Raw genomic sequence first — 16,880 nt, 5'->3', positions numbered from 1 at the left:
CAGCGCTCGGGCCGGTGCTCGGGGGCTTCCTGGTCGACCAGCTGGACTGGCGCTACGTGATGTTCGCGCCTGCTCCGGTGACCCTGCTCGGAGTGTTCATGGCGTGGCGGTTCCTGCCGCTGCCGGTTTCCCGGCCGGCGCGGTATCCGTTCGACCTGCCGGGCCTGCTCTCGCTGGGAGTGATCGTGGCGGTCAGCCTCGATGCCCTCAACCGGTTGCAGTCCCACCAGGGCCAGGTGCCCCTGATCATCGTCGAGGCCCTGCTGGCGGTGGCGGCTCTGGTCTTCTTTGTCATCCGCGAACGGCGGACGGCGCACCCCCTGCTGAACCTGATCCTGTTACGCCGGTCATCGTTCGTGTACGCCAACATCGGGGCGCTGGCCCTGGGGCTGTCGCTGTTCGGTTCCACCTACCTGATTCCGCTGTTTGTGCAGTCGGCGCTGAACTACACCGCCACCGACGCCGGGCTGCTGATGTTACCGGCAGGCCTTGCCCTGGGGGTGACCTTCCCATTGGCCGGACGGATGGCGGACCGGTACAGCGCCCGCGGTCTGATTGTCCTGGGGATCGGGCTGTTTGCCCTGTCGGCGCTGTTGTTTGCGGTCTCCGACCTGGCCCTGGCCTTCGGCTGGCTGGCGCTGTGGGCCGTGCTCGGGCGGATCGGGCTGGGGTTCATGCTGCCGGCGCTGTCCACTGGCGCTCTCAATCCCCTGGCGGTCCATGAGTTGGGGGCGGGCTCCAGTGTGATCAATTTCACCCGCCAACTGGGTGGTGCCTACGGTATCAACGCGGTGGCACTGACCCTGGAGTTCGGTGAGCACAGTGGCGGTCTGCCTACCCTGTCCGCGTTCCAGACCGCCTGGTGGCTGGTGGCCGTCTTCGTGGCACTCGCGGCCATCCCGGTCTGGCGGATGCGGGCGTGATTGCACTGACGCCAGCCGGAAGGTTAAAATTCGGGTCCTCTCGGGGGAGTAGCCGCCGCCGGCCTGGAGGGTCGGCGGGTAATGGTCAACACACTTGGAGCCCATCTCCATGGCCATTACGTCCTCCCGCCCGCTGTGGTGGGGATTGGCAAGACCTGGGACAGTACCATCTGCCGTGGGCGGAGGATGGGGCTGTCTCATGTCTGGTAGTCCGCCCTGGAGAATCCTGATGGACGCTTTTCTCGCCTCCTCCCTGGCGGTATTCATTGCCGAGATCGGCGATAAGACCCAGCTGTTGTCCCTGTTCCTGGTCGGCCGGTTTGCCCGGCGCACCCCGATCATTCTGGGTATCCTGGTGGCCACCCTGCTCAATCATGCACTGTCAGCCTGGCTCGGCGCCTGGGTGGCCAGCTGGTTGCCGCCGGCCTGGCTGCCCTGGATCCTGACCGGCAGCTTCGTGGCCATCGCGCTCTGGCTACTGGTTCCGGACCGGGACGACAACGAGGACTCCGGGTTCCTGGGCCTGGGGGCATTCCTGGCCACCACCGTGCTGTTCTTCCTGGCGGAGATCGGCGACAAGACCCAGATTGCCACCGTGGTGCTGGCGGCCCGGTTCACCGAGACGTTCTGGGTGATTGTCGGTACAACCGTTGGTATGCTTGCAGCCAACGTACCGGTTATTATGGCCGGCAAATGGCTGATGGCGCGGTTGCCCCTGGCAACCGCCCGCATTGGCGCCAGTATCCTGTTCCTGATACTGGCAGTGATCACGATCTGGTCTGCCCTGACCGCAGGGTGAGTACTTTGAAGAGGCAGAATAAAAGGGCGACGCGGTCGCCGGACAGGGTAACTATGGGACTGCAACAGAAATGGATGGCGGTTTGCCTGGTGCTGTGGCTGGCACCGGCCAGCCTGGCGTTGGCGGCTGCCACTGACGCCGCTGCCGAGGCGCCTGCAAGCGAGCCGGCTGCGGAAACGGACGGCGAGGCGCTCCGCCGGGTACCACGGCTCACCCTGAACGGGGATGTGGCCGGCGACCTGAAGTCCTTCCGCACCCAGTATGAAGACACCTTTGCCGAGATCGGCAACCGCCTCAGCCTGGGCTATCTGGAACTGGTCAAGGCGAACCCCGGTGTGGATCCCTGGTTACCCGGTGAAGGCACCACCATTACCTTGCCGCGGCAGTACGTGATGCCGGAAGCTCCGCGCGAGGGCATCGTGGTCAATCTGGCCGAATACCGGCTGTACTATTTCCGCGACGATGGCGTGGAGGTCTATCCGGTGGGGGTGGGCACCGAGGAGAATCCCTCGCCGCTCACCAACGCCACCGTCAAAATGAGCCTGGAGTCGCCTGCCTGGTATCCGCCGGCGAGTATCCGCGCCGAGTATGAGGCCAGTGGCGACTACCTGCCGCGCATGATCCCGCCCGGGCCCGACAATCCGCTGGGGCCCTATGCCCTGCTGCTCAGCGAGGCCGGCTACCTGATCCACGGCACCAACAAGCGCTTTGGCGTGGGTATGCAGGTCAGCCATGGCTGTTTCCGGATGTACAATGAAGACATCAGTTTCCTGGCCAACCAGGTGGCCAAGGGCACGTCGGTGCGAATTATCCACCAACCGGTCAAGGTCGGGGTCAATGGCGATGAAATCTGGCTGGAAGTGCACCGACCCAAGGAAAAATACCACGAGGCGGACCGCGAGCAGCTGTGGCAGGCCGTGTCGGCGCGTCTGGAGCAACTGCGGGAAACCATGCCGAATGTTGAAATCCAGCGCCAAGCGGTGGAATCGGCGGTGGACCAGGGTGATGGCATCCCGCGGTTGATCGGTGAACGCCTGACCCGTTTGGCACTGGACGATCGCAGCGGCGAAGCCGGTGTTGACCCGGCAGCCGGGGATACCCCCCCACGCAGTCCGCAGCTCTGGTTCTGAGGCGTTGTGGGACAGGAGCCCCTCTATGAGTCGTAACATTCTGATCACCGGAGCCAGCTCCGGTCTCGGGGCCGGTATGGCCCGTGAGTTCGCCGCTCGCGGCGACAACCTGGCGTTGTGCGCCAGGCGCATCGAGGCGCTGGAGAGCTTGCGGGAGGAACTTCTCCAGGCCCACCCGGGTCTGATTATCAGTGTGCGGACGCTGGATGTGGATGACCACGAACAGGTCTTCGAGGTGTTCCGCGCCCTGCGTGACGATCTTGGCCGTCTGGACCGGATCATCGTCAATGCCGGCATTGGCAAGGGCCAACCGCTGGGGACCGGCCGGTTCCAGGCGAACCGGCAGACCGCTGAAACCAACTTCGTCTCGGCGCTGGCGCAGATTGAAGCCGCGATGGAGATTTTCCGGGCCCAGAATCATGGCCACCTGGTGACGGTGTCGTCGGTAACCGCCATTCGCGGCATGCCCCAGAACGTCACCACCTACGCCGCCACCAAGGCGGGCCTGGCGGCCTTGTCGGAAGGCCTGCGGGTGGAGTTGGCCAAGAAGAAGTCGCCAATTCGGGTAACAACCCTGTATCCGGGCTATATTCGTACTGCGATCAACGAAAAAGTGAAGAACACCCCGTTCATCGTGGACACCCAAACCGGCTGTCGGGCCATGGTCAAGGCCATCGAAAGCGAGAAGCCGGAACGGTACGTGCCGGGTTGGCCCTGGGCGCCGGTTGGATTTCTGCTCAAACGGCTTCCGGTGTCGGTGCTCGCCCGCCTGTTCTGACCGTCCACGATCTGGGGGAGGTGATATGACTGTGATCCGACCCGACAGATCGTTGCCAAACCGGGCCAGCCGCTGGTGGCTCGCCTGCCTGTTGCTTGGGGCCCTGCTTGCCCTGCTTCCGCTCTGGTCCCAGTTGCAGGCCCAGGAACCCGGTGAACGAACCGGTCTGGTACTGACCATCAATGGGGCCATTGGCCCCGCAACCATGGACTACGTGATGCGCGGCATTGAGCAGGCCGAGGAAGCCCAGGCGGAGGTGCTGATCTTGCGCATGGACACCCCGGGCGGCCTGATGGAGTCCATGCGCACCATGATCAAGGCGATCCTGGCCTCGGAAGTCCCGGTGGTGAGCTACGTCGCCCCGGAGGGCGCCCGGGCGGCCAGTGCCGGCACCTACATTCTTTACGGCAGTCACGTCGCCGCTATGGCGCCGGCCACCCATTTGGGCTCCGCCACGCCGGTGCAGATGGGCGGCCTGCCGGGCAGCGAGGAGCCGGCCGAGGACCCGGCCCCGGACGCCGGGGCGGATGACGGAACCGACGCTGACGACTCCGCCGAGGACAGCAAGCGCCGGGGCAGTACCGCCATGGAGCGCAAGGTGCTGGAGGATGCGGTCAGCTACATCCGCGGCCTGGCCGAACGCCACGGCCGCAATGCCGACTGGGCCGAACGGGCAGTGCGCGAAGCGGTCAACCTTGGGGCCTCGGACGCGCTGGAGCAGAACGTCATCGACCTGGTGGCCGTCAACCTCGACGACCTGGTGCAGCAGCTCGATGGCCGGACGGTGAGGCTGTCGATCGGCGAACGTCGGCTCGACACCGAGGGCCTGGCGCTGAATCGAGTGGAGGCGGACTGGCGCACCCGCCTGCTGTCGGTCCTCACCGATCCCAACGTGGCCTATTTCCTGATGATCATCGGCTTTTACGGCATCATCTTCGAGATGTCGAACCCGGGTGCCCTGGTGCCGGGGGTGATCGGGGCCATCTGCCTGATCCTGGCGCTGTTCGCGTTCCAGGTGCTGTCGGTGAACTATGCCGGCTTGGCGTTGATCCTGCTGGGCCTGGCGTTCATTGTCGGGGAAGCCTTCATGCCCAGTTTCGGGATGCTGGGGATCGGCGGCATCATCGCCTTCGTGGTGGGCTCGATCATCCTGATGGACGGCAGTCACAGCGAGATTTCCCTCCCCACCATTGGCGGCACCGCCCTGGTGGCGGCCGGCTTCATTCTCTGGACCATCACCCGCTTCATCGGCTTGCGCAAACGCCATCCGGTCACCGGAATGGAGCAGATGACCCATGAGTCCGTCGAGGCGCTGGAGGACTTCACCGCCCACGAAGGCGAGTACTGGGGCCATGTCCGCCTCAGTGGGGAGCGCTGGAGAGCGGTCAGTGCGGCACCGGTGCAGGCGGGCCAGCTGCTGCAGGTGGTCGAGGTCGATGGTCTTACGGTTCGGGTAACGGCGAGCTAGCGACTATCCTGATAGGGCAAAGCGGTTGCAAGACAACGCTGCTCCGGCCTGGCCGGCTGCGGATCTTCAACACCAGTAAGGAGGCATTATGATTGGCGACCTGATTCCCTACATCGCCCCCACGGTAATTCTGCTGCTGATCATCGGCTCCGCCATCAAGATTCTGCCGGAGTACGAGCGTGGCGTGGTGTTCTTCCTGGGGCGCTTCCAAGGCGTAAAAGGGCCTGGTCTGATCATCATCATTCCCGGTATCCAGCAGATGGTACGGGTGGACCTGCGGGTGATCACTCTGGACGTGCCGGGCCAGGACGTGATTTCCCGGGACAACGTGACGGTACGGGTGAATGCGGTGCTCTATTTCCGGGTGGTGGACCCGGAGCGGGCGATCATCCGGGTGGAGAATTTCGGTTCCGCCACCAGCCAGCTGGCCCAGACCACTCTGCGCTCGGTGCTGGGCAAGCACGATCTGGACGAGATGCTGGCCGAGCGGGACAAGATGAATTCCGACATCCAGGAGATTATCGATACCCAGACCGAGGAATGGGGCATCAAGGTGGTCAATGTGGAGATCAAGCACGTCGACCTCAATGAGTCGATGATCCGGGCGATCGCCCGTCAGGCCGAGGCGGAACGGGAACGGCGAGCCAAGGTGATTCATGCCGAGGGCGAATTGCAGGCCTCGAAGAAACTGGTGGAGGCCGCCCAGGTGATGGCCGCCAATGCCGGGGCGATGCAGCTGCGTTACCTGCAGACCCTCTCGGACATGAGTACCGGCAATGCGTCCACCATCGTGTTCCCATTGCCACTGGACATGGTTGAGAGCTTTGTCAATCGCAAGCCGGGCGGGTCTTCCGCGGTTACTGCCGGTGAAGGTGAGCCGGATCAGGGAGGGTAGATCGTCCGGGCAGGACGTTGCAATAAAAAGCCGGTCACTGAGGACCGGCTTTTTGCGCCAGGCAGAAGCTTACTTCTGGCTGGACTGCTGGAGCATGCGACGCGCACGCTCGTTGGCTTCGTCGGCGGCACGCTGGGCAGCCTGGGCAGCAGCAAGCGCTTCCTCGGCGGTTTGCTGGGCAGAGGCAGCAGCGCTGGCGGCGTTGTTCGCCGTGGTCATGGCGTTGCTGGCAGTTTGCTCAGCGGAGGCAGCGTTAGCGTTTGCCTCGTCAATGGCGGCCTGGTCGGTGGTGGCACAACCGGCAGTCAGAGCGGTGGCCAGTGCAAACCCTGCGATCGTCAACTTACGCATATTTTTTCCTCTTCTTTAGTCGTTTACTTCCTGTGGAGCAGAAGCAGTAATGCCAATTATCCAGTTAATTCGTGCCCACACGGCGTCGACAACCGGAATCGTGAATTAGTGTAAAACACTCTCAGTGAGAATGTTAACTCACTATAGGTAAAGATCTTGGGGAATGACAACAACTTAATGAAAGGAAGCTGGCCCAGAAGGCCAATCAGCAGGGCAAAATCCCGGTTCACGGAGTGATCCGGATGGGGGTGCCGTCGGCCACCAGTTGCCAGATTTCGTCCATTTCCTCGTTGCTGACGGCGATACAGCCGTCGGTCCAGTCCAGGCCACGGTAGGCGAACGCCAGGTCGCCGGCTTCATTGGGCAGTCCGTGAATCATAATGCTGCCGCCGGGGTCCAGGCCCCAGGCGCTGGCCAGTTCCCGGTCGCGATCGTTGGGATAGGAGATGTGTATGGACTTGTAGAAATCGCTGTGGGGATTGCGCCAGTCCAGGGTGTAGTCGCCTTCCGGCGTGCGCTCATCGCCTTCGTACAGCTTGTGGCCCACCGGGTTATCGCCGAGGGAAATACGGTAGCTCCGCACCACCTGCTCCCCCGCCATCAGGTACAGGCGACGCTCATCCTTACGCACCACCACTTCGCTGACCGGCGGTATGTCATCCATGGCGGAGGTGGCCATTTCCGAGGCATGGCTGTGTGACATCAGTGACATCCCCAGCGGCAACAGCAGGAAAGCCAACATTCGAAAGCCGAGACGACGCAAAACAAATCCTTACCGATGATTAATTTTTCTACCGGAACTTTTTATAGCACAGCTCGGCGACGGGGTGAGTATGGCCTTCTCTTCATTTTGTTACGGTTCTTGATGCTCGACTTTCAGACCCACCTTGGTCACCCGGTCGGCATCGGTGGCCCGGGCCACCAGGGTGACCGGCCCCAGCATCACCTGGTCACCCACCACGGGATGCCCCTTGGTGCGGCGGGCGAAGCATTCCGCCAGGGACAGCTCCGGCGGCAGTTCGTCGAATTCGATGCCGTAGACCTGCTCCACGTCGCCGAGCAGGGCGTCGCCATTGAGGACAAAGTCACCAAAGAAGCTGCGCTCGGTGAGGTAACGGGGAATGTGACGGCCACTGAGCGCCTTGCCAAGTTCCGGCAACAGGTCCGGAGCCGCGAAGATGGCAATGACATCGCCGCTGGTGACTTCCAGTTCGGGCGTTGGCTGATGACACAGGCGCTGGCGGAACACACCGGCTATGGCGGTGTTCGGGGGCAGCCGCAGCTGGCCCAGCGGTCGCCGGTCCTGCCACTGGTCCCCGCGTAACGGAAACAGCATCAGCTCGTGATCGCCGGCGGCGGCCACATCCAGGGGCAGGCGGCGGTAGGGATCTTCACCGGCGGGCACCTCCAGCCGCAGCCAACGCGCCAGGGGCGCCATGGAGGTGCCCTGGATCACCAGCGACACCAGTACAATGAAGAACGCAATGTGGAACACCAGAGTGGCCTCCGGCAGTCCCGCCATCACCGGGAACAGCGCCAGCACAATGGGGACCGCGCCGCGCAGGCCCACCCAACTGATGAACCCCAGCTCCCGGTGATTGAAGCCGAATGGCCACAGCGTGGCCAGCACCGCCAGCGGTCGGATGAGGAAAATCAGGGCCAGCGCCAGTATCAGACCGCCACCGGCTAGGGGGAACAGCTCCGAAGGTGTCACCAGCAGGCCGAGGATCAGGAACAGGCATAGCTGGGCGAGCCAGGCCAAGCCGTCGTGTACCTGCAGGATCAACGGCATCATCCGTACATGGCGGTTGCCAATCAGCACCCCGCTCAGATAGATGGCCAGAAAGCCGCTACCCCCCAGGGCATTGGTGGCGGAAAACACCGCGATGCCGGAGGCGACCACCAGCAGGGGGTAGAGTGCGGGGGTCAGGCGCATGCGGTTGGCCAGGGCGACGATGGCGTAACCACCGGCGGCCCCCAGAATCGCACCGATTCCGAATTGCTGGGCCAGCATGACCAGGCCCTGCCAACCGGCATGGCTTTGCTGGTTGGCCATCATGGTGACCAGCACGATGGTCAGGAAAATGGCCATCGGATCGTTGCTGCCGGATTCGATTTCCAGGGTGGCGCTGACCCGTTCGTTCAGGTGCAGCCCCCGGCCCTGCAACAGCGAGAACACCGCGGCGGCGTCAGTGGAAGAAATGATGGCGCCGATCAGCAGGGCGGTCTGCCAGTGCAGGTCAAACACCCAGTGGGCGATGAGTGCGGCACCGGCGGCGGTGATGAAAACCCCCAGGGTGGCCAGCATCAGCGCCGGCCGCAGTCCCACCCGGAAGGTGTCGGCACGGGTGCGCATGCCACCGTCCAGCAGGATAACCGCCAGGGCCAGGTTGCCAATCAGGAACGCCAGTTCGAAGTTGTCGAACTGGATGCCGCCGGCACCGTCTTCCCCCATGAGCATGCCGACAATGAGGAAGATGAGCAGGACCGGCATGCCGAGGCGGCTGGACAGGGGGCTGAGTACGATGCTGATGATCAGCATCAGGGCGCCAATGAGGATTAAGAGGGAATCCATGCCTTCTCCCGTGGATCAGCCACCGATCATACCAGACCCCCGTGATGGGATTAAGGCGCACGCCGGGTCGGATCAGCGCCCGGGATCGTCCCGGGTTGCCAGTTGGGCGCCGTTCTGGGAACTGACCACCCGATCCCGGCCACTGCGCTTGGCACGGTACAGCAGGTTATCCAGGCGCTTGAAGGCCGCATCCAGGGTTTCGTTCGGTCTCACCTCGGTGACCCCGAAGCTGGCGGTGATCTGTTCGACGAACGGCATCGGGCTGTTGCGGACCTTCTCCGACAAGGACCTGGCCAGGGTATTGGCACCACTGAGCGGCGTGTCCTCGCACATCACCACAAATTCCTCGCCCCCCAGGCGATAGACGGTGTCGGTGTTGCGCACGGCCCGGGTAAGCAAATGGCTGAGGCGGATCAGCACTTCGTCGCCGGCATCGTGGCCATAGTGGTCGTTGACGCGCTTGAAATGATCGATGTCTAGCATGATCATCGACAGGGGTACGCCGGTGCGTCGGTAACGGGCCATGGCTTGGGGCCACTGGTTGCTTAGGTGACGTCGGTTGAAGGTCTGGGTCAGGGGATCGATGGTCGCCTGTTCCCGCAGCTTGAACTCCAGGTCCTTGAGGGCGGTAATGTCGGAAATGTAGCCGTTCCACACGGTGGCGCCATCGCTCAGGCGCCGGGGCGGGGATTCCCCCCGCAGCCAACGAATGCCCTGCTGCGGCAACTGCACCCGGAACTCGCTCACCCAGGGGGTCAGGTGCTGTTGGGACCGGCGGATATCGGCGTACACCTGCTCCTTGTCGTCCGGATGCAGGCGGCAGAACAGGGCACGGACATTGTTTTTGGCCTCATCCGCGGTCACCTCGAAAAGCTTCAGCACGCTTTCGCTGATGAACGTGAAACAGCTGGTCTCATCGGCCCGCAACAGGAACTGAAAGATGACGCCGGGGACCTCGGCCGACAGATCATGCAGCAGATGGTCGCTCCGCTGCAGCGCCTCCATCGCCTCGATGTAATCGGTGATATCCACCCCGACGCTGAGCTGCCCCAACGCCTCATCGTTGTCGTCACGAATGGTCGCCAGGGTGAGTTGGACCTGACGTTGTTCGCCGTTGCGGTGGCGGTAGATCCAGTGCTGGGAGCGCTGCAGACCGGCTTCGATGGCGGCGGTATACACTTCCTGTTGGGCCACCGGATGCTGAAGCCGGGACGCGAGGGTGTGCTGCCAGTGTCGCAGGTCGTCCGGGTCGTGGAAATCCATCGGAGTTTTGTGCCCCACCACCTCGTCGGAGCGGTAGCCTAACAAGCGCTCCGCACCGGTGCTGAACAGGGTAATGACACCGTCCCGGTCGGTGGCGATCACCGCCACATCCACTGCGGATGCCAGCAGGCTGGCGCGGTAGGCATTGGCTTCCTCCAGTTCACGGGTATGCCGTGACACCCGCAGCTCCGAGCGGTGCCGCTGGAACAGCAGCAGGGCCAGGTAACCGGCAATGAGCGTGGCGCCGAGGGTGCCACCAGCAAACATCATCATAGGCACCGAACGGTCATGCCAGCGCTGCGGATGCTCGGGATAGGTGGTTAACCGGAACAGCCGGTCGGCCAGGGTCAGCTCCAGGCTGTAGTTGAGCCCGGGCAATTGCTCGAAGTCGGGCGGGGAGTAGAGGGGACGGCTGGTGGTGCCGTCGTTGGTAATTGCGGTCATCAACATTCGGACGCTGTGATCCGAGTCCGCCGGTGTTTCCAGCCTGCCCTTCGGCCAGATGGCCACCGACTGGAGCAGGCTGGCCAGGTCGAGCTGGAAATAGATGAACCCTCGCAGGTTGCCGAAATGCCGGTCGATGACCTTTGTCCCGGTGCCATAACGGAAGACCGGCGCAATCAGCACCAGGCTGGCTGCCGGCCGGCTAGCCTCGGGCTCCAGGGGCAACAGCACGGTCTGGCCGCTGGCCAGGGCCTGATCAAAGGCCGCTGGGTGCCCGGGCAGTCGGCCGACGTCGAGGCCGGTCAGATCCCGGTGTTCCGGGGACGCCTTCAGGTAACTGACCGGGTACAGCCGCAGTACCGGATCGGCAGATCCCGGGGCGTCAGGCGGCGGTTGCAGCCGGTAGGAGGGGCCGTACTCCTCTGTCATCCGGGCCAGGAAGTCGTCGAGTGAGGAACGGGGCACATTTTCCACCCAGGCCGCGGCCATCCGGATGCGTTCGGGGAGCCGGACCAGGGTCTGGAAGCGGCGTCGGTCCAGCTCCGGCTCCAGGGTAAGGAAGCGTCGCAACGCATCCACCTCCCACAGTTGGCGGTACAGCATGGCATCCACCAGCTGGATCCGGTGCTGTGCCACCTGGGCGAAGCGGGATTGGGCCAGCCGGTGTTCCGCATCGCTGATGCGCTGGGTCAGGTAGACGGTGAGCAGCATGCCGAGGACGAAGGTCACCGCCACGGGCCAACCGTACACGAACAGCTTGCGGTTGAGACGGGTAGATATGGCCACGATCGCACACCGGACTGGTTTACTCCCTCCAGTATTGCACAGGAGCCCCGGCCCTGCCCGACGGCGATCATGACGGGCTTGCCTGCGTGCCAGGGGACTTCTATATTACGGTCGTACCCCTGTCTGGCGGGTGTAGTTCAATGGTAGAACGGCAGCTTCCCAAGCTGCATACGAGGGTTCGATTCCCTTCACCCGCTCCAAGCTCCCCCGTGTGACGGATGTGATCCATCGCTCAGGAAATGTCGTAACCCCTGACCGAAGCATTTCTGCACGTTTGTACTAAACTGAGTGAATGAAAGGAGCGGTTCGGTGGTTGGGCACCATGGTTGCCAGTTCGAGGCCAGGGCCAGCCCCTGGTCGTTCGGCCGGGATTGCGGTTGACCGACCGGTTTCGCCTTGCGCTGCCGAGCCACAGTCACCATGACAGGGAAGTTGCAATGACAGACGACACGCTGATCTTTGTTGAAGAAGACGAATTGGGACAGGAGTCCGTGGCCACCGCCCCAGTCGACGTCTGGCAGGTTCTGGTGGTTGATGACGATCCGGAGGTGCATCAGTCAACCCGCTTTGCGCTGGCGGACATGGAAATCCTGGGTGCCCATGTCCAGTTGCAGTTCGCCTCTTCGGCGGAAGAAGCCTACCGGTACCTGACAACCCACGAGGAGCCGGCGGTCATTTTTCTGGACGTGGTGATGGAGTCGTCCGATGCCGGGCTGGTTCTGGCCAAGCGCATTCGCAATGAGCTCAAGCTCCTGAAAACCCGTATCATCCTGCGTACTGGACAGGCCGGCTACGCGCCGGAACTCAAGGTTATCAGCGAATACGACATCAACGATTACCGGGTAAAGAACGAACTGACCCAGGTTCGGTTGATCACGTCACTGACTGCGGCATTAAGGAGCTATGAGCAGATTCTCCGGCTGGAGACCAGCCACCGGGGGTTGGAGCAGATCATCGAGGCGACCCGGGATCTGCTCAGCAGCGACGGTTTCAGGCAGTTTTCCTTTGGCATACTGACCCAGATTAGCGGCTTCCTGAACCTGACCCGATCCGAGGGAATGGTGGTGGTCTCGATCCCAAAGGAGCAGCTTGCCGGTCGGGCGTTTGAGCTCAATGATCAAACCATTGTTGCCGCCACCGGCCGGTTCGAGGGATTGGTCGCCCGGTCGAAGCAAGAAATCACCTCCGGCCTGCAGCGCCAATTGATCGATCGTGTCATTGCCTCCGACGAGCACTGTTTTGGGGCTGATGGCACCGCGTTAATCTGTCACGGCCAACATTTTTCGCTGGTGGTCTATGTCGATACCCGACGACCGGTGACCGAGGAAGAGCGGGACCTGCTGCGGGTGTTTTGCCAAAACATCGGTTTGATGGCCGATAACATGACCCTCATCGAGCGCCTGAATCAGCAGGCGTTCTTCGATGCCACCACCCTGCTGCCCAATCGTCTGAGCCTGGAACAGTGGCTGGACGACCAGCGCAGTCGGTTGACCAATCACCGGCTTCTGCTGATCAACATCGATTATTTCAACAGTTTTCTGGAAACCCTGGGCCAGGAAAAGTGTGCCAAACTGATCCGATTGTACGCCGCCTGCCTTCAGGACGGGCTCCGGGGAGTCAGCGAGTATTTCGCTCACCTGGGGGATGACACCTTTGCGGCGGTGATTCCAAGTGCCATCGACCAGGGTGGGCTGGCGTCGGTGCTCAACCTGGAGGTGCAGTTGACCGGCTTTTCAGTGCACGTCATGTCGACCGCCGTCACAATCAATCTCGGTGAGGAAGCGCTGAGTGGCACCCAGTTGCTGGGTGCGGCCCATTTGTTCATGAAAGACGCCAAGCGGAACCATCGTCGTGGCCTTCAGCACTACCCCGTTTCACTCCTCGAGAACGGGCGACGGAATATTCGGTTACTGCGCGATCTGGTGGTGGCGCTTCGGGATGACCAACTGATGATGCATTACCAGCCCAAGTGGGATGTGTCCGGAGGACGCTACTCCGGCATGGAGGCGCTGGTGCGCTGGCGTCATCCCCGTGGCCACTGGGTGTCGCCGGGGGAATTCGTGCCGCTGGCGGAAACCGCGGGCTTGAGCAACGATCTGTTCCAGTGGGTTCTGGGTGCGGTCCTTCGGGATTACGCGAACATGATGGGGCGCTGCCCTGAGGCTGGGCCGGTGGCCATCAACATTTCCGGAGCCCAGCTGCACGATCTCTCCATCGTCGACCGGGTGACGACCTGTGCCGAGCGGTATGGGGTGCCCACGACCAGCCTGACTTTCGAGGTTACCGAATCCGCGGCCGTTTCCGGTGGCATCGACGGTGCCATTGAGTTGCTGCTTCGATTGAAGGCGACTGGGGCCCGGATCGCGCTGGACGATTTCGGCACCGGTTATTCCTCGCTATCGTATCTGGCCCGTTTGCCCGTTGACCAGCTCAAGCTGGACCGTTCTTTCATCCAGAAGCTGAAGGAACCCCGCGGTGTCGCCATTGTGAAGTCCATTATTGACCTAAGCGCGTCCCTGGGCCTGGAAGTGGTGGCCGAGGGTATTGAGGAGGAAGCCGAGGCCGAACTGTTGCGGGAATTGCGCGCCCACAGTTTCCAGGGCTACCTTTATGCTCGCCCCATGCCCGTGGCGCAACTCGCTGAATTGTTGGAAGGGAATGCCTGACCATGCAGGTGCCCTGGTATTCCTCTATTCGGACCCGAGTGCTGGTGCTGGTGGTGGCGCCACTGATTCTTCTGTTCTCGTTGCTGGTCTTCAATTCAAAGCATGTATCAGACCAGATTCTGGTCGAGAATCTGACCCACTCGGTAACGACCTACTCTCAGACCTTGAATCTGGGCATATCTGTCCATCTGGGCACGGGCAATTCGGTGGCTCAGATTGCGCCGTTCCTGAACGAATTCATCGGTAGCAATGGCGATGGCATTGTGTACCTGGCCCTGACCAATGAGCAGGGCGAGCTCCTTGCCAAGACACCGAGATCTCCGGAGCTCTCATCGGTCGTTGCCAATCGTCCGATCACCCCAACAGTGCTTTCCCAGGCCCAGTACCATGTCGCCACGCCCATCCTGCTGGACCGTGATAATGTCGGCGTGCTGCACTACGGTGTTTCCCTCGAGAGTATTCGGCAGGCTACGCAACAGGTGTTCGGGGATTATCTGGAACTGAGCCTGCTTGGTTTGGGGGTGATCGTGGCTCTGATTGTCGGGGTGTCGATTTGGATGTTGTTGAGGATGAACCGGCGAGTCAATGACTTGCTGGAGCGAAGCCGTAGGATCGCCAAAGGCGAGTACGACGTACCCATTGCGATCAAGGGCCGGGATGAGATCGGCGTCCTGAACTGGCAAATGGAGCGGATGCGGGAAGCCATTCGGACTCGCATCCTTGAGCTGAATGACAGCCGCAAGCAGGTAGAGACCCTGAATGAGGACCTGTTGCAGACCCTGGAGCAGCTGAAAGTGTCCCAGCAAAGCCTGGTACAGTCAGAAAAACTGGCGAGTCTGGGCAGCATCGTTGCGGCCGTGGCTCACGAACTCAATACGCCGGTGGGCAATGCCCTCACGGTCGCGACCACCTTCGATCACAAATCCAGGGAATTTGCCCAGGCCATGGACCAGGGGCTGAGAAAATCCACTCTGGAAAAGTACGTCTCCGACGCCCACCAGGCCACCGAGCTGATTGCCCGCAACCTGACCCGGGCTTCGGACCTCGTGGAGAGCTTCAAGCATGTGGCCGTTGATCAGACCAGTTCCAAGCGGCGTCGATTCAATCTCAGCGACACCGTGGCGGATTTGCTGGCCACCTTGCGGCCCACCATCAAGCATCGACCGATCACGACCTATGTCGACATTCCCCAGGGCATCGAGATGGACAGTTTTCCTGGCCCGCTGTGCCAGGTCATCTCCAATCTCTTCAACAACTCCATGCTCCATGCTTTCGAGCCCGAGGACAAAGGGACCTGGCGCATCACGGCCCATCTGAATGATGAAGAACAGGTGATTCTGAGGGTGTCGGACGATGGCAAGGGCATCTCCAGGCCGGTATTGGGCAAGATATTCGATCCCTTCTACACCACCCGGCTTGGCAGGGGGGGTAGCGGCCTGGGGCTGCACATTGTCTACAACATTTCCACGGCCATTCTCGGAGGCACGGTCTCGGTAAGCTCGGAACCCGGCCAGGGGACCACCTTCATTTTGCGACTGCCTCTGTGTCCCGAATCCCAAGCAGAAAATTCCTCGGACAAATCGGTGACTGCATGACAAGGCTGGGAAACGGTACCGTCGGCTTGCTCTACCTGGCGCTTGGACTCTGCCAGCCGGCGTTGGCATGGGAACTGATGGAGGAGCGGCTATTTTTCAACAGCTATGGAACCTTGGGGATTGCCACCCTGGACGATTCTGAGGTGGCAATAACCAATAACCACGAACAAAGCATCGATGACAATCCATCGGCCGGCTACGACAGCCGGATTGGCCTGCAACTAGAGTACCGTCTGGCCAATAGCTGGAGTTTGGCGTGGCAGGGGTTGGGGTTCAAGGATGGGGATAACAGCTACACGCTAACAACGAAATGGGCCTACCTCAGCTATGATGCCACGCCCTGGCTGAACCTTCGGCTGGGCCGATTCATCACGCCGTTCTACATGATCTCCGAACAACGTTATGTCGGTTACAGCCAACCCTGGGCCAGGCCTCCCCTGGAGGTTTACGGTGACGAGAACGAGTTCGATACCTCCGAGGGCCTTTGGGCTTCCCTGGTGCTACCGACCACGAACATCAACTCTACCTTGGAAGTTTTCGTCAGCCGGCTTGATCAGGCGAGATCGGATTTTGACGTGGAGTTGTCCCCGATCGTAGGGGCGGTGTTGTCATTGTCGCGCCATAACGTGAGCTTGCGCCTGATGGCGGCACGGCTGCCAATTGAATTGGAAAGTGCCGAGCTGGAAGGGCTGGAAACCCTCCTGCAACAGCCCAATGCCGAACACGACTACGACCTCGATGCCATGTTCCGTTACTACAATGTCGGACTGCAATACAGCGACCTGAATTGGCTGGGTATGATGGAATACGTTCAGAACCGGGCAGACAGCCATTTCTATCCGGAAATCGAGGCGTTCACCGTGACGGCCGGACGTCACGTTGAGTCGGTCCTGCTGTACGTGCTCTACGCTAAGCGGGCTGCCCTGAACAACGATTCCGAGTCCGGGCTGACCGGCGCCGCCAATGTGGCCGCCAATGGCATCATCGACCGCCGAAAGGCGCGAGATCAGTCGACCCTGGGCGTCGGTGTGCGGTGGGACGTGACCCCGGGGGTCGCGCTCAAGGGACAGTGGGATCACGTCCGGGTGAAACCCGGAGACAGGGGGGGCTTTGATCGGGCCCCGGATGGCCACGTGAACGTATTCACCCTTTCCGGTGATTGGGCGTTCTGATGAAGACAGTGTATGCCCTTTGGGCAGTCCTTCTG

The 16,880-nt window shown here is 61.9% G+C and carries 13 protein-coding genes and 1 tRNA gene; 10 read left to right on the top strand and 4 right to left on the bottom strand.

Features of this window, described 5'->3' with window-relative positions:
* The 6 genes from R3175_RS09715 to R3175_RS09690 form a co-directional block, all read left to right on the top strand.
* Positions 1 to 923: MFS transporter (locus tag R3175_RS09715; protein WP_318944073.1), on the top strand; the 923-nt coding region annotated here is incomplete at its 5' end.
* A gap of 229 nt (positions 924 to 1,152) precedes the next feature.
* Positions 1,153 to 1,722 carry a TMEM165/GDT1 family protein gene (locus R3175_RS09710; protein ID WP_318944072.1) on the top strand — a complete coding sequence of 190 codons (570 nt, stop codon included), beginning with the start codon at positions 1,153 to 1,155 and terminating at the stop codon, positions 1,720 to 1,722.
* Positions 1,723 to 1,775: 53 nt separating this feature from the next.
* A complete protein-coding gene (locus tag R3175_RS09705) occupies positions 1,776 to 2,852 on the top strand; it encodes a L,D-transpeptidase family protein (protein ID WP_318944071.1) in 1,077 nt (358 codons plus the stop codon).
* A 25-nt stretch (positions 2,853 to 2,877) separates the two neighbouring features.
* The gene (locus R3175_RS09700; protein WP_318944070.1) at positions 2,878 to 3,630 is read left to right on the top strand and encodes an SDR family oxidoreductase; all 753 of its coding nucleotides are present in this window, start codon (positions 2,878 to 2,880) and stop codon (positions 3,628 to 3,630) included.
* 25 nt (positions 3,631 to 3,655) lie between these two features.
* The gene (locus R3175_RS09695) at positions 3,656 to 5,098 is read left to right on the top strand and encodes a nodulation protein NfeD (RefSeq protein WP_318944069.1); all 1,443 of its coding nucleotides are present in this window, start codon (positions 3,656 to 3,658) and stop codon (positions 5,096 to 5,098) included.
* An 88-nt stretch (positions 5,099 to 5,186) separates the two neighbouring features.
* Positions 5,187 to 5,993 carry a slipin family protein gene (locus tag R3175_RS09690; RefSeq protein ID WP_318944068.1) on the top strand — a complete coding sequence of 269 codons (807 nt, stop codon included), beginning with the start codon at positions 5,187 to 5,189 and terminating at the stop codon, positions 5,991 to 5,993.
* Positions 5,994 to 6,062: 69 nt separating this feature from the next.
* Here the strand turns inward: R3175_RS09690 and R3175_RS09685 are convergent, their stop codons facing one another.
* The 4 genes from R3175_RS09685 to R3175_RS09670 form a co-directional block, all read right to left on the bottom strand.
* Entirely contained in the window at positions 6,063 to 6,344 is a 282-nt protein-coding gene (locus R3175_RS09685; RefSeq protein ID WP_318944067.1) for an Lpp/OprI family alanine-zipper lipoprotein, read from the bottom strand.
* 226 nt (positions 6,345 to 6,570) lie between these two features.
* Positions 6,571 to 7,023: a L,D-transpeptidase family protein gene (locus R3175_RS09680; protein WP_413231753.1), complete on the bottom strand. Its 453-nt coding sequence runs from the start codon at positions 7,021 to 7,023 to the stop codon at positions 6,571 to 6,573.
* A gap of 174 nt (positions 7,024 to 7,197) precedes the next feature.
* Complete coding sequence (locus R3175_RS09675; protein ID WP_318944065.1) at positions 7,198 to 8,919, bottom strand: potassium/proton antiporter; 1,722 nt, start codon at positions 8,917 to 8,919, stop codon at positions 7,198 to 7,200.
* A gap of 72 nt (positions 8,920 to 8,991) precedes the next feature.
* The gene (locus tag R3175_RS09670) at positions 8,992 to 11,412 is read right to left on the bottom strand and encodes a diguanylate cyclase (protein ID WP_318944064.1); all 2,421 of its coding nucleotides are present in this window, start codon (positions 11,410 to 11,412) and stop codon (positions 8,992 to 8,994) included.
* A 126-nt stretch (positions 11,413 to 11,538) separates the two neighbouring features.
* On the opposite strand from R3175_RS09670, the gene R3175_RS09665 reads away from it, so the two are divergent.
* The 4 genes from R3175_RS09665 (at position 11,539) to R3175_RS09650 (ending at position 16,845) form a co-directional block, all read left to right on the top strand.
* Positions 11,539 to 11,612: transfer RNA gene (locus tag R3175_RS09665), tRNA-Gly, on the top strand.
* A gap of 237 nt (positions 11,613 to 11,849) precedes the next feature.
* Complete coding sequence (locus R3175_RS09660; RefSeq protein ID WP_318944063.1) at positions 11,850 to 14,078, top strand: EAL domain-containing protein; 2,229 nt, start codon at positions 11,850 to 11,852, stop codon at positions 14,076 to 14,078.
* 2 nt (positions 14,079 to 14,080) lie between these two features.
* Positions 14,081 to 15,673, top strand: coding sequence for a HAMP domain-containing sensor histidine kinase (locus R3175_RS09655; RefSeq protein ID WP_318944062.1), 1,593 nt, complete (start codon positions 14,081 to 14,083; stop codon positions 15,671 to 15,673).
* A complete protein-coding gene (locus R3175_RS09650; RefSeq protein ID WP_318944061.1) occupies positions 15,670 to 16,845 on the top strand; it encodes a hypothetical protein in 1,176 nt (391 codons plus the stop codon). Before R3175_RS09655 ends, R3175_RS09650 begins: the two co-directional genes overlap by 4 nt.
* The last annotated feature ends 35 nt before the right edge of the window (positions 16,846 to 16,880 follow it).

Source organism: Marinobacter sp. (assembly GCF_033722735.1).
In the GTDB taxonomy this organism is placed as follows: domain Bacteria; phylum Pseudomonadota; class Gammaproteobacteria; order Pseudomonadales; family Oleiphilaceae; genus Marinobacter.
This window is presented reverse-complemented; position numbering and strand designations above follow the sequence as displayed.

Bases quoted from the DNA above. Each gene is read 5' to 3' on its own strand.
- R3175_RS09710 (WP_318944072.1), top strand. From the start codon at position 1,153: ATGGACGCTTTTCTCGCCTCCTCCCTGGCGGTATTCATTGCCGAGATC.
- R3175_RS09705 (WP_318944071.1), top strand. From the start codon at position 1,776: ATGGGACTGCAACAGAAATGGATGGCGGTTTGCCTGGTGCTGTGGCTG.
- R3175_RS09700 (WP_318944070.1), top strand. From the start codon at position 2,878: ATGAGTCGTAACATTCTGATCACCGGAGCCAGCTCCGGTCTCGGGGCC.
- R3175_RS09695 (WP_318944069.1), top strand. From the start codon at position 3,656: ATGACTGTGATCCGACCCGACAGATCGTTGCCAAACCGGGCCAGCCGC.
- R3175_RS09690 (WP_318944068.1), top strand. From the start codon at position 5,187: ATGATTGGCGACCTGATTCCCTACATCGCCCCCACGGTAATTCTGCTG.
- R3175_RS09685 (WP_318944067.1), bottom strand. From the start codon at position 6,344: ATGCGTAAGTTGACGATCGCAGGGTTTGCACTGGCCACCGCTCTGACT.
- R3175_RS09680 (WP_413231753.1), bottom strand. From the start codon at position 7,023: ATGGCCACCTCCGCCATGGATGACATACCGCCGGTCAGCGAAGTGGTG.
- R3175_RS09675 (WP_318944065.1), bottom strand. From the start codon at position 8,919: ATGGATTCCCTCTTAATCCTCATTGGCGCCCTGATGCTGATCATCAGC.
- R3175_RS09660 (WP_318944063.1), top strand. From the start codon at position 11,850: ATGACAGACGACACGCTGATCTTTGTTGAAGAAGACGAATTGGGACAG.
- R3175_RS09655 (WP_318944062.1), top strand. From the start codon at position 14,081: ATGCAGGTGCCCTGGTATTCCTCTATTCGGACCCGAGTGCTGGTGCTG.
- R3175_RS09650 (WP_318944061.1), top strand. From the start codon at position 15,670: ATGACAAGGCTGGGAAACGGTACCGTCGGCTTGCTCTACCTGGCGCTT.